At 76.0% G+C, this 23,829-nt stretch carries 14 protein-coding genes and 1 pseudogene; all 15 read right to left on the minus strand.

The window, feature by feature from the left end:
* Positions 1-30: 30 nt before the first annotated feature.
* Complete coding sequence (locus ACF1ED_RS19335; RefSeq protein WP_391761958.1) at positions 31-978, minus strand: ABC transporter ATP-binding protein; 948 nt, start codon at positions 976-978, stop codon at positions 31-33.
* Positions 975-3,827, minus strand: coding sequence for an FtsX-like permease family protein (locus ACF1ED_RS19340; RefSeq protein WP_391761960.1), 2,853 nt, complete (start codon positions 3,825-3,827; stop codon positions 975-977). Before ACF1ED_RS19340 ends, ACF1ED_RS19335 begins: the two co-directional genes overlap by 4 nt.
* A complete protein-coding gene (locus ACF1ED_RS19345; protein WP_391761962.1) occupies positions 3,827-7,153 on the minus strand; it encodes an FtsX-like permease family protein in 3,327 nt (1,108 codons plus the stop codon). Before ACF1ED_RS19345 ends, ACF1ED_RS19340 begins: the two co-directional genes overlap by 1 nt.
* A gap of 208 nt (positions 7,154-7,361) precedes the next feature.
* On the minus strand, positions 7,362-7,769 hold the full coding sequence (locus tag ACF1ED_RS19350; RefSeq protein WP_391761964.1) for a globin: 408 nt from the start codon (positions 7,767-7,769) through the stop codon (positions 7,362-7,364).
* A 73-nt stretch (positions 7,770-7,842) separates the two neighbouring features.
* Positions 7,843-8,757: pseudogene (locus ACF1ED_RS19355) on the minus strand (FHA domain-containing protein); the annotation flags it as partial.
* A 1,508-nt stretch (positions 8,758-10,265) separates the two neighbouring features.
* Positions 10,266-11,591 (minus strand): VWA domain-containing protein, encoded by a 1,326-nt coding sequence (locus ACF1ED_RS19360; protein ID WP_391761966.1) that lies wholly within the window; start codon positions 11,589-11,591, stop codon positions 10,266-10,268.
* A gap of 114 nt (positions 11,592-11,705) precedes the next feature.
* Positions 11,706-13,112 (minus strand): PP2C family protein-serine/threonine phosphatase, encoded by a 1,407-nt coding sequence (locus ACF1ED_RS19365; protein WP_391761968.1) that lies wholly within the window; start codon positions 13,110-13,112, stop codon positions 11,706-11,708.
* Complete coding sequence (locus ACF1ED_RS19370) at positions 13,109-15,667, minus strand: tetratricopeptide repeat protein (protein WP_391761970.1); 2,559 nt, start codon at positions 15,665-15,667, stop codon at positions 13,109-13,111. The genes ACF1ED_RS19365 and ACF1ED_RS19370 overlap by 4 nt, the downstream gene beginning before the upstream one ends.
* On the minus strand, positions 15,664-16,941 hold the full coding sequence (locus ACF1ED_RS19375) for a hypothetical protein (RefSeq protein ID WP_391761972.1): 1,278 nt from the start codon (positions 16,939-16,941) through the stop codon (positions 15,664-15,666). The genes ACF1ED_RS19370 and ACF1ED_RS19375 overlap by 4 nt, the downstream gene beginning before the upstream one ends.
* A gap of 33 nt (positions 16,942-16,974) precedes the next feature.
* Entirely contained in the window at positions 16,975-18,006 is a 1,032-nt protein-coding gene (locus tag ACF1ED_RS19380; protein WP_391761974.1) for a glutamate ABC transporter substrate-binding protein, read from the minus strand.
* A gap of 11 nt (positions 18,007-18,017) precedes the next feature.
* A complete protein-coding gene (locus ACF1ED_RS19385; RefSeq protein WP_391761976.1) occupies positions 18,018-19,460 on the minus strand; it encodes a hypothetical protein in 1,443 nt (480 codons plus the stop codon).
* A 316-nt stretch (positions 19,461-19,776) separates the two neighbouring features.
* Positions 19,777-20,760: an N-acetylglucosamine kinase gene (locus ACF1ED_RS19390; RefSeq protein ID WP_391761978.1), complete on the minus strand. Its 984-nt coding sequence runs from the start codon at positions 20,758-20,760 to the stop codon at positions 19,777-19,779.
* Entirely contained in the window at positions 20,751-22,016 is a 1,266-nt protein-coding gene (locus tag ACF1ED_RS19395) for a 6-phospho-beta-glucosidase (RefSeq protein WP_391761980.1), read from the minus strand. Before ACF1ED_RS19395 ends, ACF1ED_RS19390 begins: the two co-directional genes overlap by 10 nt.
* Before the next feature lie 7 nt (positions 22,017-22,023).
* On the minus strand, positions 22,024-22,896 hold the full coding sequence (locus tag ACF1ED_RS19400) for a carbohydrate ABC transporter permease (RefSeq protein WP_391761982.1): 873 nt from the start codon (positions 22,894-22,896) through the stop codon (positions 22,024-22,026).
* Between the two features lie 3 nt (positions 22,897-22,899).
* Entirely contained in the window at positions 22,900-23,781 is an 882-nt protein-coding gene (locus ACF1ED_RS19405; protein ID WP_391762396.1) for a carbohydrate ABC transporter permease, read from the minus strand.
* Positions 23,782-23,829 lie beyond the last annotated feature (48 nt).

Genomic DNA, 23,829 nt, shown 5'->3' on the forward strand with positions numbered 1-23,829 from the left:
CTGGGACGGGTCCGGGGCGGGACCGGTTCCTCAGTCCTCGGCGTCGTCCGGCCACACCCCGATGTGGTCCTGCTCCAGCTCCAGCGCCACCCGGTGCTCCATGCCGAGCGCCTTGGTGTAGTCCGCCGGGAGCTGGAGCCGGCCCGCGCGGTCGAGCATCGCGTACTCCCGCGCCACCAGCGACTCCTGGCCCTCCTCGTCGACCTCCGTGCGGCGCAGCACCTCGGAGGAGGTGCGGCCGTCGCGGATCGCGACCGTGCGGCGCACCTCGGTGGCGACCGCCTGGTCGTGGGTGACGATGACGATCGTGGTGCCCAGCTCCTCGTTGGCCCTGCGGAAGGAGGCGAAGACCTGCTCGCCGGTGGCCGAGTCCAGCTCGCCGGTCGGCTCGTCAGCGAGGAGGACCTTCGGGTCGTTGGCGAGGGCGACGGCGATCGCGACCCGCTGCTGCTGACCGCCGGAGAGCTGGTGCGGCCGCCGGTCGGCGAGGTGCGCGATGTCCATCATGGCGAGCAGTTCCGCGGCCCGCTCGGCCCGCTTCCTCCTGCTGCCCGCCAACTGCATGGGCAGCGCCACGTTCTGCGCGGCCGTCAGGTAGGGGAGGAGGTTGCGGGCGGTCTGCTGCCAGACGAAGCCGACCACCTCGCGGCGGTAGCGCAGCCGGTCCTTGCCGGTCATGGCGAGCAGGTCGCAGCCGGCCACCCGGGCCGCGCCCGCGGTGGGCACGTCCAGCCCGGCCAGGATGTTCATCAGGGTCGACTTGCCGGAGCCCGACGCCCCGACCAGGGCCATCAGCTCGCCCTCCTTTACCAGGAGGTCGAGCCCCTGGAGGGCCTGCACCTCCACCCCGTCGGTGGTGAAGATCCGCACCAGGCGGTCGCAGGCGATCAGCGCGTCATGGCCGTACGAGGGCCGGTCGCGGTGCGCGTTGGCCCGCCGCTCCAGCTCCTCCAGGGTCGTGTTCGCGGTCGTCGTCATCGTGCGTCTCCTGCCCTGAGTTCCTTCACCGAGCTCTGCCGTCCGGTCCACCACGCCTGCACGCCCGCCGCCGCCCCCGTCAGGAGGACCACGGCCACGGCCGGCAGCACCAGCGACCACGGGTCGGCCCGCAGCGGCACGCCGCCCGGTCCCACGCCGCCCGCCGCCGCGGCCAGCGCCAGCCGGTGCAGGTCGACGCCGGGCGCGAGCAGCGGCACCGTCGCCCAGCCGGCCAGCGCCCCGCCGAGCGCGGCGAAGACCGCCGGCGGCAGCGCCTCCAGGCCGAGCAGCCGGCGCCCCTGCCCGCGGGTGAGGCCCATCGTCCGCAGCCGGGACAGCAGCGTCGCCCGCTCGGGGCCGCTCTGCGTCAGCGACAGCAGCACCGCGACCACCGCGTAGGCGGCGCCCGCGCCGATCGCCGCGGAGTACAGCCCCTCGGCGCCGGACTGGAGCGGCGAGTCGACGTACGAGCGGCGGGTCTCGGTGCTCAGCGTCACCGCGAACTCCTCCGACTTCGCCGCGACGGCCGTCCGCAGTGCCGCGCCGGAGGGCGCGCCGCTCACCAGGACGGCGGTCGGCCGCCGGTTGGTGATGTCGGCGGCGTTGACCACGAGGAAGTCCTCGCCGCGCACGGCGGGGGTGGACTTCCGTACCGCGACGACCTTCACGCGGAAGCCGCCGGACGCCGCGTTCAGCGCCATCGGCTGGTCGCCGAGGCGTGCGGCGACCTCGGGCGAGGCGATCGCGGGCAGCACCCGTTCGGTGTCGCCGACCGCCTCGGGCCCGCCCTTCCCGGTGGAGGCGAGCAGCTCCGCGGGGAAGGCGCCGTTGTCGGTCCGCCCGGCGAGCCGGGCGTAGGCCGCCGGGTCGACGGAGACGAGCGGGGCGCTCATCGGCTGGTCGGTGGCGACCGGCGACGGCAGCGCCAGCCCGTACTCGACCTGGACCGGCAGCGCCTCCTCGACGCCCTTCACGCCGCGCACCGCCTCGGTCATCCCGGCCGGCAGCGGCACGCCCTCGGTGCGGCCCTCGATCCGGGCGTCGGCGCCGGTGGCGAGCAGCGCGGCCCGGTCGCGGGCGTCGGCGACCCCGGCGAGCACGGAGCCGCCGAAGGCCGCCGTGGTCAGCGCCAGGACGAGGGCGAGCAGCGGCAGCACGCCGGTGGCCGAGGAGCGGGCGGCGCGGGCGATGGCCAGCGGGCCGACGACACCGCGCATCCGGCGGGCCGGGCGGGCCAGCCAGCGCAGCGGCAGCGGCTGGATCCGCACGAGCGCGAGGGCGGCGATCACGCCGACGAACACCGGCGCCGCGCTGACCAGGTGGTCGCCGGCGTCCTCGGTGCCGCGCAGCCGCAGCGAGCCGATCGCGCCCGCCGCCAGGACGAGCAGGGTCAGCTCGGCGACGGTGCGGCGCCGGGACGGCCTGGCGTCCACCAGGTCCTCGCGGGCCCCGTGCGGCCGGGGCGCCCGGTGCCGCAGCACGGCCCGGACGGGCAGCACCAGGGCGGCGATCAGCGCCACCAGGGCGGCGCCGAGGACCGAGGGGAGGAGCGGCACGGAGCCCGAGAGGGCGGGGGCGCCGGGGGTCTCGGGGCCGCGCACCACGGCCACCGCCACCGCCAGGCCGAGCAGGGCCGCCGGGACCGCGACGGCGGCGGTCTCGCCGAGCAGCCGCAGACCGAGGCCCGGCAGGGAGGCGCCGCGGGCGCGCAGCAGGGTCAGCTCGCCGTCCCGGCGGCTGAGGAACAGGCCGCCGGTCATGGCGACGACCACCGCGGCGACCGCGCCGATGCCGAAGACGGCGACGGCGACGACGGGGGTGATGGCGTCCTTCGTCGCCCCGTAGGCCTTCATGATCTCGTCGAGGCCGGTGGTGACCAGGCCGGTGTCACCGGTCACCTTGCGGATCTCGGTGGAGACGGGGCCGCTGCGCGTCGAGTCGACCGCGGCGGCGAGCGGTGCGGCGTCCCGCGCGGTCAGGTGGTCGGCGAGCGCGGGGAAGCGCCAGTAGACCTCGGGGGTGCCCGTGGTGGAGGCGAGCGCGCTCCCCGACTCCGGGCCGACGATGAGGGAGGCCCGCCAGTACCGCTTGGGCTCCGTCGGATGGTCGGTCATGGCCAGCACCGGCGTGGACAGCAGCGGGTCCACCACCCAGTACGGCCGCCGGGGGTCTCGGGGCTCCACGAGGCCGGTGACGGTGAAGGCGACCGGCTCGGCGGAGATGCCGGGCACGTGCACCACGGACCCCGGCCTGATCCCGAGGGCCTCGGCCGTCGCCGTCGTCACCACGGCCTCGGGGCGCTTCGGGTCGCCCTGGGCCATCCGTCCCTGTCGCAGGACCGCGTGCGCGGCGAGGTCCGAGGGCGAGGAGAGCGTGAACTTCGCCGGCTCGTGGTCCGGCTTGGGCAGCCACGGGTCGAGGCCCTGGACGGGCTCCATCGTCCGGACGCCGTGGACGGTCTGCTCCGGGTCGGTGAGCAGCGGCGCGGGCAGCAGGCCCCGCAGCTCCTCCTGCTCCTCGCGCAGGGTGGCGGGCAGCACCTCGGCGGCCTGCTCCAGCGGGTAGGTGATCTCCAGCTGGGACTGGCCGGCGGCGGCGGTACGGATGCCGTGCCGCAGCCCCTCGGTCTCGTACGCGTCCATGACCCGCGGCAGCGCGGCGGCGAGCAGCGCGGTGACGAAGACCAGCAGGGCGAGGCCGGCGGCGGCGCCGGGCGAGGCCCGCAGCCGGGTCCGCACCCAGGGGGCGACGGGCCGGGCCGCGCCCTTCGCGGGGGCGGTCGGCCGGTGGCCGGGGGACTCGCCTGCGGGCTGCATCGGGCGGGACTCCTCGCGCGGGGCGTCGGACATCAGTTGTCTCCCTGGTGGCGCAGGGTCACCGCCGGGTCGTTGCGGCGCAGGGCGATGGCCGCGACGACCGCGAGCGGCAGGGCGGCGACGCCCGCCAGGAGCAGGGCCACCTCCCCGAGGGGCAGCTCGACCAGGACCGGCGGGACCGGGCGGGTGGCCCGTCCGGTGAGCACGACCAGCGGGACGACCACCCGGGCGAGCAGGCTGCCGAGGGCGAGGCCGACGAGCAGGCCCACCCCGATCAGGACGCCCTGTTCGGCGGCGAGGAGCCGGGCGAGCCGGCGGCGCGGCGCGCCGAGGGCCCGCAGGACCGCGAACTCGGCGGCCCGTTCCCGTACCGATCCGGCCGAACCGACCGCGAAGCCGACCGCGGCGAGGGCCGCCGCGGCGGCGGCCACCGCCATCAGGGCGGTGTTGGGGCCCGCGCCGAGCGGGTCGCCGAGCAGGTCGGCGGCGATCTCGTCGCGGACCACGAGGCTGCCGGAGGCGCCGTCGGTGGCCGCGCGCAGCGCCTTCGCGACGCGGTCCGCGCCGCCCGGTTCGGGGGTCAGCCACCACTCGGTGGGCGCCACCGGGGCCAGCGGGTCGGTCGTGGCCAGGTAGCGGTTGACGGCCGTCAGGTCGACGAGCACGCCGCCGCCGTCCTGCGGCACGTTCCCGGCGGCCTCCGCGTCGGTGGTCCGGCCGCCGGTGCCGGTCGTCGGCAGGTCCTCGACGACCCGGTTCACGACGGCGTAGAGCCGCCTGCCGCCGAGCGAGAGCTCCAGGTGGTCGCCCGGCTTCGCCTTGGCCGCGCTCATGAACGCCTCGGAGGCGATCGCCGGCAGCAGGTGGTCCTGCCGCCCCACCGGGGAGGTCAGCCGCACCGTGTAGTCCTCGGACAGCGGCGGGAAGGGCTCGGAGAAGAAGCCCTTCAGCCCGTACGCGACGGAGTACGGGGTCCCCCGGCCGCCCGCCGCGGGGGCGCCGGCCCGGCCCTTCACCGATTCGGGGTCCTGGACGTCGCCCCGCTCGGTCTGTTCGCGGGCGGCGGTCCAGCCGGTCAGCGTGCGCGCCGGGTCGGCGGTGCGCAGGGCGCCGTCCTTCCCGGTGGTGCCGAGCAGGTCGACGTGGAGGGTCTGCGCGCGCTCGTCGCCCTCGGTGAAGTCGGCGGCGAGCTCGATGCCGGTGAGGACGAAACCGCCGTCGGCGCGGGCGCCGTTCGCGGTGAGCTTCGCGAGGTCGAGGGCCAGCCGGTGGGTGCGGCCGTCGGCGGGCAGCTGTCCCGCGTACTGGCGGTACGGCACGCCGTACACGTCCTCCAGGACCAGCGTGACCCGCGCCTCGGAGGTGCCGGGCGGGGCCTGGCTCCGCAGGCCGACGACGACCGAGCGGCTGCCCTGCGGCACGGCGAGGCCGGGCCGGGCGCCGTCCTCGGGGGAGAGCGGGCCGAGGAGCTCGGCGGCGCTGCCGCCGGCCAGGTCCTCGCGGAGGAGCATGCCGCCGGCGAGGCGTTCGGTGGCGACGGCGAGGACCGTCGCGTTGTGGCCGGCCAGGTCCATGGAGGCCCGGTGGACCGGCGCGACCTCGCGGACGCCGGGGACCGCGGCGAGCTGCGAGGTCCTGGCCGGGTCGCCGGGGCCGACGCCGATCACGCGGAGCTCGGCCCCGGCCCGGAAGTCGGCCTGGTCGTGCTGCGACCGCTCCCAGGAGCGGCTCTGGCCGATCGCCAGCATGCCCATCGCCACCGCGAGGACCAGCAGCAGCACCGGACCGGCCCCGCGCAGCGGGCGGCGGCTGAACTGCCAGCCGGCCAGCGCGGCCGACAGGCCCCGGCCGCCCGCGGCGCGCCGCTCGGCCAGCTTGGCGGCGGGCGGCAGCAGACGCAGCGTCAGGACGGTGCCGGCGAGCAGCGCCAGCGCGGGCGCGGCGACGAGTACCGGGTCGACGGAGGAGCCGTCGGCGGCCGCCTCCGGCTGCCGCTGGAGCTGCCAGAGCGCGATGCCCGCGACGAGCAGCAGGGCGAGGTCCGCGCCCGCCCGCACCGGCCACGGCAGGGTGCCGGCCCGCGCCTTGCGCAGCGAGACGGCGTCGCCGTCCCGGGCGGCGAGCGCGGGGGCGACGACCGCCGCCGCGCAGGCCAGCGCCACTCCCGCGGAGACCAGCCAGACCGTCGGGCCGGCCGAGGTGTCGAGCCGCACCCCGAGCGAGGAGAGCGCCGAGCGCTCGGCGAAGAGCCGGGTCAGCGGGCCGGCGAGCAGCGGGGCGACGACGGCGGCGGGCACCGCGAGGAGCAGTGCCTCGACGCCGGCGAGCCCGGCGATCCGGCGCCGGGAGCCGCCGCGGGCGCGCAGCAGCGCGGTCTCGCCGGAGCGTTCGGTGCTCAGCAGCCGGGCGACGAGCAGCAGCGTGTAGGCGGCGAGCATCACCAGCTGGACGGCGACGATGAGGAGGGTGGAGCGGGAGACGGCGAGGGCGCGTTCGGTCTGCGCCAGGACGGTCGGCAGGCCCGTGACCACGTTGAGGGTGGTGCCGAAGGTCGTGCCGTCGGCGAGGAGCCGCTCCGGCTCGCGGGTGGCGGCCGTGCGCAGGGACTCGATCCCGCCGGTGTCGAGGCGGGAGAAGTCGGCGGTGCCGAGCCAGGAGGTCCCGCCGGGGGCGAGGCCGCCGGAGGCGAGTACGGCCGGGTCGGCGAGCAGCGGGCCGTAGGTGGTGAAGGAGACGGTCCGCACGCCCTGGCCGCCGGCGTCGTCGAGCAGCCAGTACGGGTCGGCGGTGTCGGCCGGCGCGTAGACGCCGGTGATCCGGACCTTCACGCGCTGGTCGGTGAGCCGGTCGGTGAGTTCGAGGACGACGCCGGGACCGGTTTTGAGCCGCTCGGCCGCCTCCTGGGGCAGCGCCGCCTCCAGCACGCCGCCGGGGCGGGCGGCCGACGGCCAGGCGCCGCGGACGAGCGCGAGCCGGGAGCGGTCGAGCGCCGCGAAGTAGGTCAGGTCGGGGTCGCCCTTGCGGGCGGCGGGCGGCTGGAGCGAGCGCGGCAGCGCGTACGGCCCCGACTTCTCCAGGCGCCGCACGGTGACGGGCAGCCCGTCGAAGGTGCGGCGGGCGCTCTCCGCCACGGCCTCGTCGGCGGCGGCCCGCCGCTCGGCCGGGATCTGCCCGGAGACGAGCAGGGTCGCCGCGGCGGCCGAGCGGTCACGCAGGACGGCCTGGAGCGCCGCGTTCCCCATGGAGCCGGAGAAGCCGGCGAGGGCCGCGAGCACGGTCGTGGTCAGGACGACGGCGAGCAAGGCCGCGCCGAGCAGCAGCCGGTGAGCCCTGACGCGCAGAAGTACGAACCCCGTCACCCATCCCCCTGGCCGCTCCACGCGCGTCCGCATCGCGGCGAACGCTTGTCGAACTGTCGAAATCTCCTGGGAATGCTTTCATCGGCCACGGGCTGCTGGAAACCGCTTGCGCATGGACCTTGATGCGATCGTGACCGTTAATCGGTCAACGATCCCCGGAATGTGTTCATCCGGTGGCGAGGAGTGGTCTGAACCTGCTGAATCGGGATCAGCCTGCGGTGTTCACCATCGAGGCCGCCGCGTACATCATGTACCGCCACAACTGGGCGTCGTGCTCCGGCGCGAGCTCCAGGCTGTCGATCGCGGCCCGCATGTGCCGGAGCCAGGCGTCGTGCGCGGCCCGGTCGACGGCGAAGGGGGCGTGGCGCATCCGCAGCCGGGGGTGGCCGCGGCGCTCGCTGTAGGTGCCGGGGCCGCCCCAGTACTGCATCAGGAAGAGCGCGAACCGCTCCTCGGCGGGGCCGAGGTCCTCCTCGGGGTACATCGGGCGGAGCAGCGGGTCCTCGGCGACGCCCTCGTAGAAGCGCCGGACGAGGCGGCGGAAGGTCTCCTCGCCGCCGACCTGCTCGTAGAAGGTCTGCTCCTGCACCGCGCCGTCCCCGGGAATCTCGTTCACCGTTCCATCGTCTCAGACGGGGCGGCGGAGGACCGGAGGTCTAGGACCCCCGGCCCCCCGGGCGGCACGGACGTCAGCCGCGCCGGACGGTGATCGTCGTCCAGGCGCCGACGTGCACCCGGTCGCCGTCCTGGAGCTGCACCGGGACGTACGGCTGGATCGGCTCCTCGCCGCCGTTGACCGTGGTGCCGTTGGTGGAGTTCTGGTCCACCACCGCCCACGAGCCGTCCGGCTGCTGCACCAGCACCGCGTGCTGGTGCGAGACGCCCGGATCCTCCGGCGGCACGGCCAGGTCGACGTCCGGGGCCTCGCCGGTGGAGTGCCGGCGGCGCCCGATGGAGACCTGGTTGCCCTGGAGCGGCAGCTGCTTCGGCGGCGCGTACGCGGGCAGGTTGAGGCCCGAGGCCTCCGGACCGCTGCGGCGCATCATCGCCATGAAGTAGTCACGGTCCGGACCGATGTGCGCGGTCCACCGCTGCGGTGCCTGCGGCTGGGGCGGCTGCGGGGCCTGCGGCGGCTGCGCCTGGGACGGCGGGGAGAGCACCCAGTCGTCGTCGGCGCGCGGCCGCGGCGGGGCCTGATGATGGGTCGGCTCCGCGCCGAGCGGCTCGGCCGGCCGGTTCACCTGCGAGGGCCGCGAGTCGTGGTACCCGAACGGGTCCTGCGACGGTGCGGGCGCGGGTGCGGGCGCCGGCGGCGACTGGAAGCCCGGCGGCAGGTTCAGCCCCGGCGGCGGCCCGGCGGGACGGTTCGGCTGCGGGGCGGGCGCGATCGGCGTGTACGAGGTCGCGGTACCGGTCAGGAAGTTCCACCGGCACTCCTCGCAGTACGGCGCCATGTGCTCGCGCGGCGTACGGCACTGCGGGCACAGCTCCGCCTGCGCGGTGGCGTTCGGATCCCCACCCGCGGAGAACCCCCCGCCGCCACCCTGGTACGAGGCGGCCGACGGAGGCGGAGGCGTACCGGGCCCCCCGGAAAACCCGGGGCCACCGGGCGCGCCACCGGGTCCGCCCGGCGTACGAGGGCCGTCGGGGAAGCCGGGGCCGCCGGGGCCACCAGGGCCGCCGGGCGGGAAGCCCGGTCCGCCCGCACCGGCGGGAGCGCCGGGGAATCCTGGGCCACCCGGGGCGCCGGGGCGGTCGGAGCCGCCGGGCGCGCCGGGGAAGCTGGGGCGGTCGGAGCCGCCGGGTGCGCCGGGCGCACCGGGGCTGCCAGGGAAGCCGGAGCGGTCGGAGCCGCTGGGAGCGCCGGGTCCGCCGGGGAAGCCGGGGCGGTCGGAGCCGCCAGGCGCACCGGGGCCACCGGGCCCGCCGGAGAAGCCAGGGCCCTCAGGACCGCCGGAGAAGCGGGGATCTCCGGCACCTGCCGGAGCGCCGGGGCCGCCGGACGTGCCCGGACCACCGGGGAAGCCGGGGCCCGCCGGGCCGCCGGGCGCACCCGGGCCGTCAGGGAAACCGGGCCGGCCGGCGCCCGGGGCACCGGAAGAGTCGGGTCCGCCCGGGAAGCCGGGGCCACCGGCTCCGCCGGGCGCACCGGGTCCGCCGGGGAAGCCGGGGCGGTCGGAGCCGCCGGGCGCACCGGGGCCACCGGAGAAGCCAGGGCCACCAGGGCCGCCGGCCGTACCGGGTCCGCCGGGGAAGCCGGGCGCACCGGGTCCGCCAGGATTACCGGGGCCACCGGGCGCACCGGGTCCGCCGGAGAAGCCGGGTCCGCCGGGGTTGCCAGGACCACCGGGGCCGCCCGGTCCGCCGGGTGTGCCCGGACGGTCGGGGAAGCCGGGTCCGCCGGCGCCCGGGGCACCGGGTCCGCCGGGGCCGGGGAAGCCGGAGCCGTCCGAGGGGCCAGGCCCGCCGGGGAAGTTCGAAGAGCCGGACGCGCCGGGGCCCCCGGGAGCGCCGGGGAAGCCGGGACCGCCCGAGGGGCCCGGGCCGCCGGGGAAGCCGGAGCGGTCGGAGCCGCCGGGCGCACCGGGGCCGTCAGGGAAGCCGGGCCTGCCGGCGCCCGCCGGGCCGCCGGGAAAGCCGGGAGCACCGGGACCGCCGGGGCCAGCGGGTCCGCCGGGGAAGCCGGGGCGGTCGGGACCGCCGGGCGCACCGGGACCGCCGGGCGCACCAGGACCGCCGGGCGCACCGGGACCGCCCGGGAAGCCGGGGCGGTCGGGGCCGCCCGAGGTGCCGGGGAAGCCGGAGCCGTCAGGGCCGCCGGGCGTACCAGGACCGCCCGGGAAGCCGGGGCGGTCGGGGCCGCCGGGCGAGGGGGTCGGGTGGGGGTAGCCGTACGCCGGGGGCGGCGGGCCGGGGGGACCGGGCGGGCCGGGGGGACCGGGAGGGCCCGGGGGCGGAGGGGGAGGCGGCGGTACGGCACCCGCCGGCGCACCCGCCCCGGCCATGCGATGGCCGCAGACCTCGCACCAGTCGTCGGAGACCGACTGGTGTCCGTTCGGGCAGGTCGGCATGTCGGTGCTTCCCCCTCTCGTCGTCCGGCCCGGTGGCCGGGCTACCTCTTGACGCGAACGGTCTTGGTGGAACGGGTCTCGAGTGTCATCTCGTCCGCCTCCGCGACCTTCGCCTTCAACCGCACAGTACCCGCCGCCGCGTCGACCACGTCCACCACCTTCGAAAGGAGTTTCGCGGTATCCGCGTTCCCGGAGGCGGCCGCCAGCTGCACCGCGCGGCCCAGTTTCGCGGTCGCTCCGTCCTGATCGCCCGATTTGCGGGCGTCCAGACCGGCCTGGATGGCATCCGCGAGTTCCGCCTGGCCCGTGTAGTGGGCGACCTGCGGATTGATGGCCGTGGTCATCGCCACGTCGTGCGTCCACACGGCCCGTACCAGTCCTTGGGACACCGGCCGGGCGTCACCGCCGGCCGGGTCGGGGACGATCAGGGAGACCCGGGCGGCGAGCATCTCCTGCCCCACCGCGTTCGCCGGCACCCGCACGCGCACGTGGTAGTCGCGGGACTCGTCGCCCCAGGAGCCGGTGGGGTAGTCCCCGGCGCGCGGCCCGCTGTCGGTGCGCCGGCCGGTGAGGTCCGCGACGGCCGGGGCCACCTGCTTGACGAAGACGACCTCCGCGCCGAGCGGCGTCCACAGCCGCAGGGCCACGTCGGAGACGCCCTTGCCCATGACGTTCTCCATCATGGCCGTGAAGTCGGCGGTGAGACCGGCCGGGTCGGCGACGATGTCGGCGGAGCCGAGCAGCGCCGCGGCGATCCCGGTGACCTCCTTGACCTCCCAGTCGGTGCCGACGCCCCGCGCGTCGCAGGTGAAGCGGCCCGCGCAGGCGTCGAGCGCGGCCCGCAGCGACTCGGGCGACTCGTGCTCGTTGCGCCCGTCGGTCAGCAGCACGGCGTGCCGGATGACCAGGTCCTCGCCGCCGAGGAGCGCGTCGGCGAGCCGCAGCCAGGTGCCGATCGCGGTGCCGCCGTCGGCGCGGAGCCGGCCCAGCGCCTCCTTGGCCTCGGCGCGGGTCCGGGCGCCTGCGACGGCGAGCCGCCCGTCGCCGGGGTAGAGCGGGGTGGCGACGTGGTTGCCGGCGACGACGGCGAAGGAGGTGCCGTCGCGCAGGGTGTCGATCGCGGCGGCGGTGGCGGCCCGGGCGCCCTCCATCTTGGTCGGGGGGTAGTCCATCGAGCCCGAGCAGTCGACCATGATCACCACGCCGGCGGGGCCGCCCCCGGTGACGCCCGTCGCCCCGCTGGTGCCGCCGCCGGTCGCGGTCACGGTGACGACGGCGTCGACGTCCCGCCCGCCGGCCGGCAGGTACTCGTTCTGGTAGACGTCCACCGAGAACTGCGGCACGGACGGCTTGGCGAAGTTCGCCATCTGGTTTCGGCTCCTCGGCGACGGTGCGACGGTGCGACGGTGCGACGGTGCGACGGTGCGACGGTGCGACGGTGCGGTGGTGGCGGCGTTACGGGCGCGGGTGGTGACGAGGGGTCAGGGAGAGCCTGCCCCCGCGGGCGGCGGGGTGAACGGCGTCAGCGCGACCGTGATGTTGTCGTGTCCGCCGCCGTCGAGGGCGTGGCCGACGAGGACCCGCGCCGCGTGCAGCGGCCGGAGCGCCGCGTCGGCGGGGAGCGCCCCGGCCATGGCCTCGGCGGCCTCGGCGTAGTTCCACAGTCCGTCCGTGCAGACCACGACGACCCCGGGCCGGTCGGGCTTGAACGCGGCGGTGTGCGGCTCCAGTTCGTACGCGTCGGCGCCGAGCCAGCCGGTGATGGCGTGGGCGCGCTCGTCGGCGTACGCCTGCGCCTCGTTCATCAGGCCCGCCTTGACCATCTGCGCGGCCCACGAGTCGTCCTCGGTGAGCCGGGCGGCGGGCGCGGCGCGGTCGTCGGGCACCCAGTAGGCGCGGCTGTCGCCGACCCAGCCGACGACGAGCAGCCCGTCGGTGACGACGGAGCCGACGATGGTGCAGGCGGGGGAGTTGCCGCCGTGGAGGGAGTCGGCGCCCGCGCCGTCCCCGCCGGCGGTGCGGGCCAGCGCGGTGACGGCCTCGGCGGCGGCGACGATCGCCTCGTGCATCGCCTGCTGCGGGTGGGTGCCGCGCGGCAGGGCCTCGCCGAGCACGGCGCCGGCGGCGCGGGCCGCGGCGGCGGACGCCTCGTCGGGGCGGTGGGCGGAGGAGACGCCGTCGCAGACGATCGCGACGGTGGCCGGCCGGCCGTCGGGCAGGCTGGTCTCGGTGAGCGCGAAGGAGTCCTCGTTGCGGTGGTGGCGCAGGCCCCGGTCGCTGACGGCGGCGACCGTGCCGAGCTCCCGCTCCATGTGGTCGCGCTCGCGGGGCTGGGCGTGCCCGCAGTTCTCGCAGTACCCGTCCCCGTCGACCCGCCCGGCCCGGCAGGCCACGCAGATCCCCTCGGCCGGCTCCTCCGCGGTCCCGGGCGCCGCGGGCGCGGGCTCGGGCTCGGCGGCGGCGGGCTCGGCGCGCACGGCGGCCCGCGGGTCGGGCGCGGCCAGCTCGAAGTCGCCCCCGCCCCGCACCGTCTCCCCCTTCGGCGGCTCCGGCGCGGGCCCGGCCTCGGGCGCCGCCACCGGCTCGTCCGTCCGCACCGGCACCGCCGGCAGGTCCCGGCCGCCCGAGTCCGTGCCCGGCAGCTCGCCGGGGTGCTGGGTCAGCGTCGACAGCGAGCCGGGGTCCCGGGGCGGCGCCTCGGGCCAGACGGGCGCGGCGATCGGCATGGTCGGCCGGTCCTGTCCGGCCGGCAGCTCCACGGTGGCCGACAGGTCGTAGCCGCAGGCCCCGCAGTAGCGGTCCCTCGGGTCCACGGGCTCCGCGCACTCCGGGTTCGGGCAGGCGGCGAGGCCGTGCGACGGCGGCTGGGGCTTCTGGTCCATCCTCACACCCACGTCCTGGGGCGGTAGCGGTTGGCCCGCTCCACCAGTTCGATCCTCTCCTCGCCCCGCTGGGCGAGCCGGGCCAGCACCCGGTAGGCGCGCTCCAGGCCGAAGCGGAGCCCGCTCTCGTCCAGTGCGCTCCCGAGCAGCGGCTCCCCGCCGCCCGGCGCGGCACCGGGACTCCCGGAGAGTACCCAGTCGAGGGCCGTACCGAGCACCTCCGCCGACAACCGCTCCCGGCGCACCGGGTCCAGGCCGAAGCCGCCCAGCGCCGAGACCTGCGCGGCGGCGGCCGTCAGGTCGGCGCCGAGCGGTTCGTGCGGCGGGCGCCGCCGCAGCCGCGCCCGGACGGCCGCGACCCGGGCCGCCGTGTAGTGGATGGAGGACTCCGGTACGGATTCGAGCGCGGCGACCGCCCCCGCGCGGTCCCCGGCGGCGAGCCGCACCCGGGCGAGCCCGAAGGCGGCGCTGACGAAACCGGGGTCGGTCGCCCACACCAGGTGGTAGTACTCGGCCGCGTTGTCGAGCTGCCCCAGCACCTCGGCGCAGACGCCGAGCGCCAGCTTGGGCGCGGGCTCGCCGGGGAAGGCGTCGTAGACGGCGTCGAAGGCGAGCGCCGCGTGTGTCAGGTCGCCGCCCACCAGCGAGGCCACGCCCCGGTGCCACACCACCCGCCAGTCGTCGGCGTCCCACTGCTCCAGGGCGCCCAGCGTCTGCCCGGCGGAGACCAGGTCCCGCAGGTCGAGCTGGGCCCGCAGGGCGCGCAGCCGCAGCTCGGGGGTGTCCGCGGGCGCGGCCCGCAGCGCGCCGAGCAGCTCGGCGGGCGCGGCGGCCAGCAGACCGGCGAGGAAACCGGCGTTGGCGTCCGAGGGGTCGACCCGCGGCGCCGGCAGCGCGAGCGCGGTGGCCGCCACGTCGAGCGGGGCGAGCAGCGAGCCGAGCTGCTGCCCGGCCGGGATGCCCGCCGCGGCCGGGGGAGCGGAGCGCCGGGCCCGGCCGGTGCGGCGGGCGCCGAGCACCGACACGTCCTCGGTCGGCTCGGCGAAGAGCACGGTGTCGGTGACCCTGGTCTCCGCGCCGAAGAGCGTGGACAGCGCGGGCCGGGGCCGCCCCGACTGGAGCGCCACGACCTCCCGCAGCACTCCGGTCAGCTGCTCCGCCATCTCCTCGGCGGAGGCGAAGCGGCGTGCCGGGTCCGGGTCGGTGGCGCGGACCAGGAAGCGGTAGAACGACTCGTACCGCTGGAAGACGTCGATGTGCTGCGGCTCGGGCAGCGAGTCCGCGAAGACGTTGGTGTAGCCCTGGAAGTCGAAGGTGAGCACGGCGAGCGTGCGGGCGACCGTGTACAGGTCGCTGGCGACCGAGGGGCCGACCTCCGCCACCTCGGGGGCCTGGTAGCCGACCGTGCCGTAGATCGCCGACTCGTCGTCGTCCATCCGCCGGACCGCGCCCATGTCGATGAGCTTGAGCTGGTCCTCGGACTGGATCGCGTTGTCCACCTTGAAGTCGCAGTACAGCAGGTTGCGGCTGTGCAGGTGGCCGAGCGCCTCCAGGGCCTCGATGCCGTACGCGCAGGCCTGCTCGACGGGGAGCGGGTCGCGCCGGCCCTCGGGGGTCCGCCGGTCGTTGGCGATCTCCTTGAGCGACTTGCCGCCGACGTACTCCATGACGATGTAGCCGTCCAGGGAGCCGGTGCGCGGGTCGAGGTGCTCGACGAAGTTGTAGATGCGGACGATGTTGGAGTGCTCGATCTCGGCGAGGAAGCGGCGCTCCGAGATCGCCGCCGCCATGGCGTCCTGGTCGCCGGTGTCGAGCAGGCCCTTGAGGACCACCCACCGGTCCGAGACGGCCCGGTCGACGGCGAGGTAGATCCAGCCGAGGCCGCCGTGCGCGAGGCAGCCCGCCACCTCGTACTGCCCGTGCACCACGTCGCCCGCGCGCAGCTTCGGCACGAAGGAGTACGGGTGCCCGCACGAGGTGCAGAAGCCCTCGGTGCGGCCCGGCCGGTCACCGCGCGAACGGCCCACCGGGGCACCGCAGTCGGAACGGGAGCAGAATCGCTTCCGCTCGGGCACCTCGGGGTTCGCCATCACCGCCGCGCGCGGGTCGGGGCGCGGCACCTCCGGGATCGAGACCAGCCCCGCGCCCAGCCGGTTCCGCGCCGACTGCGCGGTCGACGAACCGGAGCTGCGCACCGACACCGAGCGGCCCGTGGCCTGCCCGGACAGCGCCCGCGACAGCCGCCCGGAGACCGAGCGGCGCGAGGACGAGGAGCGGGACGAGGCCCGTGAGGACGCCCGCGAACCGCTGCGCGCGGACGACGAGTCGGGCCCCCAGGCCGCCGCCTCGGACGGCGTCCCGAAGCCCGCGCCCGTCCCGGTGCCGTGCTTCCCGGGCACCGCGACCCCGGTCGGATTGGCCTGGAGCCGTCCGTTCGGCGCCACCACCGGCGCCAGCCCGCAGGTGTCGCAGTACAGCTCGCCGCCGCCCACGTCCTCGTACGCGCCCTCGCACGTGGGCCGCTGGCAGCCGCCCGCCCCGCCCGCCGCCTGACCGCTCACCACTGTCGTCCTCCCGTGTCCGACGGCCCGGACAGCAGCTCCGCCACCGCCCCCTGGTAGCGCAGCACGGCCTGCTCCGCCGCCCGCAGGTCGCAGGGCGCGCTCCACAGCATCCGGCGCGCCGTGTCGTACCGCTCGGTGAGGACCGGGTCCTCCGCCCCGCCGAGCCGGGTCGCCTTCGCCCGGTACGCGTCGAGCCGGCCGCGCAGCTCGGCCCGCACCGCGAGCGGCGCCGTCACCGCCGTCAGCGAGTCCCGGGCCCGCAGCAGCTCCTCCTCCGCCTCCCGCTCCAGCGCGTCGAGCAGCGGCGACAGCCGGTGCCACAGGGCGTGCCGGCGGTACTCGGCGGCGGCCTGGAGCCGCTCCTGGAGCGCCGTCGGCGGCCCGCTCACGGCCGGCACCTCGGAGGCGGCGATCTTCGCGAGCACCTCGCCGCGCGCCACCCGGGCCTCGGCGAGGGTCCGGTCCGCCCGGGACAGCACGTCCCGCAGCCGCAGCAGCCGCTCCTCGGAGTCCTGCCGCACCGCGAGGACCGCCTCGATCTCCCGCCGCACGTCCTCCAGCGCGAGCGCCGCCCGGTCGTACCGCACGGTGTCGGGCCGGCCGCCGCCGGGCGCCGAACTGCCCGCCGCGGGCCGCCAGAACGCCAGCGGATCGGTCACCACGAGGGACCGCAGCTCGGTGAGCTCGGCCGTGATCGACTCCAGCTCGTCGCCGGCCGGGTGCTCGCCGGGGCGCACCCCGACCGAGTGCGCCAGCGAGCGGGTCCGCCCCAGCTCGGCCGCGAGCAGGTCTATCCGCGCGGGCAGCGCCGACCACACGGCGTCCGCGGTGACGACCACGTCGAGCGAGGCCGCGTACAGCTCGTTCATCCGCCGCACCAGCCCGTCGAGGGTGAACCGCTCGGCCAGCAGCGCCCGTTCGCCGGCGCCGCCGGGCACGTGCACCGTCTCGCCGCGCAGCCGCTCGGTCAGCTCCGCCAGCTCCTCCCGGGTCGGCCACTTGTGCCGCGACCGGATCTCCCGGGCCTCCCGCAGCGCCGCCGTGTACGCGTCGAAGCAGTTCCAGAGGACGGTGACGGCCCGCTCGGTCTCCGCCCAGCGCTCCCGGGTGGTGCCGGTCAGCCCGGCGCCTTCGAGGAGCCGCCGCCCGGCGTGGTCCTGGAGCGCGAGGAGCGAGTCCTCGACCGCCTTGTGCTCCGCGCCGAGGCGCGCCAGCGCACGGTCCACCTCGTCCCGGTCCATCACCGGCCCAGGGGGTCCCGTGACGCCCATCGGTCTCCTCATCTCGTTCGGTTCGTGCGGGGCCTACTTGTACAGCGGCTCGGGCGGTCCGGCCTTCCCGAGCCCGGCCTCCAGCCAGCGTCCGTACGCCTCCTGCCAGCGGCCCTTGCGGTAGTCCTCCAGGACCTTGTTGACCCGGCGCACCAGGTCGTCGTTGCCGAGCTTGGCCGCCACCCCGTAGTACTCCTCGGTGAACGGCTTCCCCTTCAGCTCCACCGCCGGGTCCTGCGCGGCCTGGCCGGCCCCCAGCGCGTTGTCGGTGACGACGGCGTCGACCTCGCCCATCTGGAGCCGGGCCAGGCAGTCCAGCTGGTTGGGCACGGTGAGCAGGTTCCGGTCGGCGGGGGTGCCGTCGCCCTCGTCCCTGATGACCGCGCCGAAGGACTTCTCCTCCAGGGCGTCGTGGGCCGTGGAGCCCTCGGCGGTGCAGACCCTGCGGCCCTTCAGCGAGTCGTCGTAGCCGGTGATCGGGGAGGACTTGGGCGCCAGGACCTGCTGCCCGGCCCGGAAGTAGGCGGTGGAGAAGGCCACCTGCTGGATCCGCTTGCAGTTGATCGTCATCGTGCGGACCACCAGGTCCACCTTGCCGCTGTCCAGCGCCGCGATCCGCTGGTTGGTGGGCACGGCGCGGAAGACCACCGCGTCCTCGCTGCCCAGGAGGTCCTCGGCTATCGCCCGGGCCAGGGTGATGTCGAAGCCCTCCAGGGCTCCGGTCTCCGGGTTCCGGAAGCCCCAGCGGTAGCTGGACTGGTCGACGCCGACGACCAGCCTGCCCCGCGCCTTGATCGCGGCGACCGAGGGCCCGTCGGCGGTGGAGGGCCGCAGCGAGGCCTCCGGGTGCTCGCAGGTGTCGGCCTTGACCTGGACGCCCGTGGCCACGCCCGGTCCCGGCCCGAAGGGGCCGGCGGGCGCGCCCGCGTCGGCCGCGTCCCGGGCCAGCGGCAGCAGGGTGAGGGAGGCGGTCAGCGCGCAGGCCGCGCCCATCGCGGCCACGCCGCCCCAGCCCCGCAGCCGCCGTGCCGGTCGTCGCGCCACCGGCTCGCCGTCGTGTGCCATTCCGCCCCCTCTCACCGGTACTCCGACAGTCTTCGGTTGATGCCGAGCACCGCGCCGAGGGCGCCGAGGGCGCCCAGCGCCGCCGCGCCCAGCGGCAGCCCGGTCAGCGCGTCCACCGCCCCGCGCGCGGAGCCGGTGAACTGCTCCTGCTCGTGCGCGAGCGCCCGCTCCAGGGCCGCGTCGACCTGGTCGAAGGACCAGCCGGCCGAGTCCTTCGGCTCCTGGGTCCCCTTCGGGCCGATGATCCGGTCCAGGGCGCCCTGGTAGTCGCCCGCCTCGCCGAGCTCCCGCGCGGCGGCGTGCCGCTCCTGCCACTCGGCGGCCCGGGCGGTCGCCTCGGTCAGCGGTGCCCGCCCGGCCTCGTCGTCGGCGAGCCGGGTGGCCCGGGCGAGCGCGTCGGTGAGCGCCGCCATGCCGGTGGCGTACTCCGCCTCGTACTTGTCGTTCTTGCCGTCCTCGGTGAGCACCGCGCCCCGGGCGACCTGCGTCAGGTTCTCGTTGGCACGGGCCTTGAGGGAGCTGATCCGCGCCTCGTTGAGGAGCTGGAGGGACTGCTGTCCCTCGGTCCGCGCGGAGCTCAGGCCCGCCCGGGCCACGGTGTGCGACCCGCCCAGCCAGAGCAGCACCAGCACGGAGGCGGCGGTGGTGGCGAGCAGCCCCCGGCTGAACACCCGGTTGGTCCGCCGGTACTCCCGCCGCTGCGCCCACACCAGGGCGCCGAGGGCGAGCGCGCCGGCGCCCAGCGCCAGGTACGGCCAGGTGCGGGCGTCCTCGTCGTCCCGGTGCAGCCGGGCGGTCTCCGCCGCGTACAGCCGCTCGGCGGCGGGCAGCAGGCGGGTGGTCATCTCCTGGTTGGCGTACCGCAGATAGGCGCCGCCCAGCGGCAGGCCCTGCCGGTTGGCGGCCCGGGCCCGCTCCATCAGGCCCGCGTACCGGGGCAGCAGTTCGTTGAGCGCGGTGATCTCGCGGGCGGACTCGGCGGAGCCGTCCGTGTTCGCCGCGGCCTTGACCAGCAGCCGGGAGGCGGTGGCGAGGTCCCGGTCGTAGCGGGCGCGGGACTCGGCGGGTTCGAGCGTGCCGGCGAGGAAGCCGGCCGCGGCGGTGGAGTCGGCGTCGGCCAGGGAGCGGTAGATCGCGGCGGCGTCGGCGCTCAGCGGCTGGCTGCGTCCGACGACGTCCTCGGCGGACGTGGCCCGGTCGGCGGCTTCGAGTCCGGCGATCGTGCCGAGCGCCAGGACGAGCAGCGCCAGGACGGCGCCCAGGATCCGCAGCCGGCCCGGCTCGGTGGTCGCGGCCTCCCGCAGGACCTCGCGCCCGACGGCCCAGGCCCCCCGGGCGGGCGGCGGAGCGGCCCCGACGGCGGCGGCGCGCGAGACCTGCCCCGGCACCGTCGGCCGGGCGGGCGCGGTTGCCGGGCCCCGCGCGGCGGCGGGCGCGCTCGGTGGCTGTGTCACGTGACCTCCCCCTCGGTCTCGACGTCGATCGACCCCGGCGAGCAGTATGGCCGCAGGCGGCCCGCCCGCACACCGGGAATGACACGATCTTGTGCCTATCGTGCCCCACTCCCGCGGGACTTCCGCAGGCGAGCCCCCCTCGCCGTCTCCCCGGACTCCTCCCGGACTCTCTCCGCAATCTCCTCGAACCCTCTTCGAACACCCTTCACTCTGAATACGTCGGATCCCCCGGATCGGTTCCGCCCGGGGGATCGCTCGAACAGGTGAACACGCCGGTGGGGCGCCTCCGGACGGGAGGCGCCCCACCGGCGGCACGTCAGGCCGCGTACTGCTCCCGCAGCCGCTCCGCCGCCTCCGCGCCCGCCCCCCGCTCGTCCAGGGCGAGCAGCCCCGCGCCCAGCACCGGCGGCGCCGTCACGAACCGGACGACCGCCTTCGGCGCCCGCTCGGCGAGCAGTTCGCGGATCCGCGCCTCCAACTGCGGGTGCCGGGCGGCCAGGACGCTGCCGCCGAGTACCACCGGCGCCTCCTCGTCGAGGAGTTCGAGCCGCCCCAGCGCCACCGCCGACAGCGCCACCACCTCCTCGGCCATCCGGTGCACCAGGGCCAGCGCCACCGGGTCGCCCTCCGCCGCCACCCGGAACAGCACCGGCGCCAGCTCGTGCCGCCTGGCGTGCGGGATCCGGCCCAGGTGCACGGCCTCGATCAGCGCGTACATCGTGTCCAGGCCGAAGTGCGCGGGCAGCGCGCGGGCCAGCTCCGTCGGCTCGCCCCGGCCGTCCTCCGCGCGGGCCGCGAACCACATGGCCTCGTCCGAGAGGCCGCCGCCCCCGCCCCAGTCCCCGGAGATCTTCCCGATCGCGGGGAAGCGGGCGGTCCGCCCGTCCGGGGTCATGCCCACGCAGTTGACGCCCGCGCCGCAGACCACGGCCACCCCGCGCGGCTCGTCGAGCCCGGCCCGCAGTATGGCGAAGGTGTCGTTGTGGACCCGCACCGAACGGCTCCACCCCCGCCCCAGCAGCTCCCGCTCCAGCTCCAGCTCCTCGACCGGCAGGTCGGCGTTGGCCAGGCAGGCGGTGACATGGGCGAAGGCCGGGGGCAGCCCGGCGCCGCCGGCCGCCTCCCAGGCCCGCCCCACGATCTCCGCCAGCCCGTCGACGGCCGCGGCCACCCCCACCAGCGGCGGCTGGAACCCCCCGCCGCGCGCCGTCCCCAGCACCGTGCCGTCCGGCGCGAGGACCGCCGCGTCGGTCTTGCTGTTGCCCGCGTCGACCGCGAGCAGCGCCCCGTTCACGCCCACGCGAGGTGCTCCCGGTTGTGCGCGATCAGCCGGTCGGTGAGCTGCTCGGCGTAGGCGTACTGCCCGACCAGCGGGTGCGCGAGGAGGGCCTTGAAGACCCGCTCCCGGCCGCCCCGCAGGGCCGCGTCGAGCGCCAGGTCCTCGTAGGCCGTGACGTTCGCGATCAGCCCGGCGTACAGCGGGTCGACCGGCGCCACGGGCAGCGGCACCGCCCCGTCCGCGCCCACCGCCGCCTGCGTCTCGATGACGGCGTCGTCCGGCAGGAACGGCAGCGTGCCGTTGTTGAGCGTGTTCACCACCTGGTACGGCGAACCGCCTCCGCCCAGCAGCGAGGCCGCCAGGTCCACGGCCGCCTCCGAGTAGAAGGCGCCGCCGCGCTTGCCGAGCAGCGCCGGCTTCTCGTCGAGCGCCGGGTCCCCGTACATCTCCAGGAGCTCCTTCTCCATCGCGGCGACCTCGGCCGCCCGCGAGGGCTTGGTGCGCAGCTCCTCCACCACCTCGTCGTGCGCGTAGAAGTAGCGCAGGTAGTACGAGGGGACGACGCCGAGCCGGTCCACCACCGGGCGCGGCAGGCGCAGGTCGCCGGCGATGGCGTCGCCGTGCTCGGCGAGCAGGCGCGGCAGCACGTCCTCGCCGTCCGGGCCGCCGAGCCGCACCCCGGTCTCCCAGGTGAGGTGGTTGAGGCCGAGGTGGTCGAGGTGGACCTCGGACGGGGCCACGTCGAGGAGCTTCGCGAACTTCCGCTGGAAGCCGATGGCCACGTTGCACAGGCCGACGGCCTTGTGCCCGGCCCGCAGCAGGGCGCGGGTGACGATGCCGACCGGGTTGGTGAAGTCGATGATCCAGGCGTCCGGGTTGGCGCGCCGGACCCGCTCGGCGATGTCGAGGACGACGGGGACCGTGCGCAGCGCCTTGGCGAGGCCGCCGGCGCCGGTGGTCTCCTGGCCGACGCAGCCGCACTCCAGCGGCCAGGTCTCGTCCTGGTTCCGGGCGGCCTGGCCGCCGACGCGGAGCTGGAGGAGGACGGCGTCGGCGCCCTCGACGGCGGCGTCGAGGTCGCTCGTGGTGGTGATCCGCCCCTCGTGCGCCTGCTTGGCGAAGATCCGGCGGGCGAGCCCGCCGACCAGGTCGAGGCGGTCGGCGGCCGGGTCGACGAGGACGAGTTCGGTGAGGGGCAGGGTGTCGCGCAGCCGCGCGAATCCGTCGATCAGTTCGGGGGTGTAGGTCGATCCGCCCCCCACGACAGCGAGCTTCATTCTCGTATCAGCCCTTCACTCCGGTCAGTGTGACTCCCTCGACGAACGCCTTCTGGGCGAAGAAGAACACGAGGATCACGGGGGCCATGACCAGTACGGTCGCGGCCATGGTCAGGTTCCAGTCGGTGTGGTGCGCGCCCTTGAAGGACTCCAGGCCGTAACTGAGCGTCCAGGCGGCCGGGTTCTCCGAGGCGTAGATCTGCGGCCCGAAGTAGTCGTTCCAGCAGTAGAAGAACTGGAAGAGGGCGACTGCGGCGACGGCGGGCTTCGCCATCGGCAGCACGACCCGCAGCAGGATGCGCAGTTCGCCGCAGCCGTCGATCCGGGCCGCCTCGACGTACTCGTCGGGGATGGTGAGGAGGAACTGGCGCAGCAGGAAGATCGCGAAGGCGTCGCCGAAGGCCATCGGGATGATCAGCGGCCACAGCGATCCGGACAGGTCCATCTGCTGGGCCCAGAACAGGTACATGGGGATGATCACGACCTGCGGCGGCAGCATCATCATCGAGATCACCAGCAGCAGCGACAGGTGCCGGCCGCGGAAGCGGAACTTGGCGAGCGCGTACGCCACGGGCAGCGACGACACCACGACGAGGACGGTGCCGAGCCCGGCGTACAGCAGCGAGTTCTTCCACCAGGTGAGGAAGCCCTCGGTCTCGAAGACCTTGAGGTAGTTCCCGAAGTGCCAGGAGTCCGGGGTGAGGTCGCGGGTCAGCGCCTGCTGGTCGCTCATCAGCGAGGTGAGGACCACGAAGACGAACGGCAGCACGAAGAAGAGGGCCGCGGCGATCCCGAGCGAGTGGACGGCGATCCAGTGCAGCAGGGCCGTGCGGCGGGCCCGCCTCGCGGCGGCGCCGGTCACGGGGGCGGTGAGGGTCATGGTTCAGTCACCCGAGCCGATCAGGCCGCCGCGCCGGCGCATGAGCAGCGCGGTGAAGGCCATGGAGAAGGCGAAGAGCACGAGCGCCACCACACAGGCCGCGCCGTAGTTGAACTGGCTGAAGCCGAGGCTGTAGACGAGCTGCGGCAGGGTCAGCGTGGAGTCGTCCGGATAGCCGGGGACGAAGGTGACGCCGGAGCCGCCCATCACGCCGGAGGCGACCTTCGAGGCCACGATCGGCTGGGTGTAGTACTGCATCGCGCCGATGATCCCGGTGACCACCGCGAAGAGGATGATCGGCGAGATGTTCGGCAGCGTGATGTGCCGGAACCGCTGCCGGGAGTTGGCCCCGTCCAGCTCGGCGGCCTCGTACTGCTCCTTGGGCACGTCGAGCAGGGCTGCCATGAAGATGACCATGAGGTCGCCGATGCCCCACACGGCGAGCAGGGTCAGGGCCGGCTTGGCCCAGGCCGGGTCGGTGAACCAGGCGGGGGCGGGCAGGCCGATGCCCTCCAGGAGCGTGTTGACCGGCCCGGTGCCGGGGTTGAGCAGGAAGACGAAGGCGAGCGTCGCCGCCACCGGCGGAGCCAGGAAGGGCAGGTAGAAGAGGGTCCGGAAGATCCCGGCACCGGTCTTGATCTTCGTGATGAGCATGCCGATGCCGAGTCCGAAGACGACCCGGCAGCTCACCATGACGACGCAGAGCCAGAGGGTGTTCCGGAGGGCCGGCCAGAACTGCGGGAAGGACGTGAGGACGTACTCCCAGTTGTCCAGGCCGCGCCACTCCGGCGCGTTGAGCCCGTCGTACTTCATCAGCGAGAAGTAGACGGTCGAGACGAGCGGGTAGGCGAAGAAGAGGCCGAAGCCGATCAGCCAGGGCGACATGAAGGCCAGGGTCCGCAGGGCGTTGCTCCGGCGCCTCGACCGCAGGGT

It is taken from the genome of Streptomyces sp. NPDC014656 (genome assembly GCF_043084305.1).
In the GTDB taxonomy this organism is placed as follows: domain Bacteria; phylum Actinomycetota; class Actinomycetes; order Streptomycetales; family Streptomycetaceae; genus Streptomyces.

Coding starts and splice junctions, on each gene's coding strand:
- ACF1ED_RS19335 (WP_391761958.1), bottom strand. CDS start 978: ATGACGACGACCGCGAACACGACCCTGGAGGAGCTGGAGCGGCGGGCC.
- ACF1ED_RS19340 (WP_391761960.1), bottom strand. CDS start 3,827: ATGTCCGACGCCCCGCGCGAGGAGTCCCGCCCGATGCAGCCCGCAGGC.
- ACF1ED_RS19360 (WP_391761966.1), bottom strand. CDS start 11,591: ATGGCGAACTTCGCCAAGCCGTCCGTGCCGCAGTTCTCGGTGGACGTC.
- ACF1ED_RS19375 (WP_391761972.1), bottom strand. CDS start 16,941: ATGGGCGTCACGGGACCCCCTGGGCCGGTGATGGACCGGGACGAGGTG.
- ACF1ED_RS19380 (WP_391761974.1), bottom strand. CDS start 18,006: ATGGCACACGACGGCGAGCCGGTGGCGCGACGACCGGCACGGCGGCTG.
- ACF1ED_RS19395 (WP_391761980.1), bottom strand. CDS start 22,016: ATGAAGCTCGCTGTCGTGGGGGGCGGATCGACCTACACCCCCGAACTG.
- ACF1ED_RS19400 (WP_391761982.1), bottom strand. CDS start 22,896: ATGACCCTCACCGCCCCCGTGACCGGCGCCGCCGCGAGGCGGGCCCGC.
- ACF1ED_RS19405 (WP_391762396.1), bottom strand. CDS start 23,781: ATGTCGCCCTGGCTGATCGGCTTCGGCCTCTTCTTCGCCTACCCGCTC.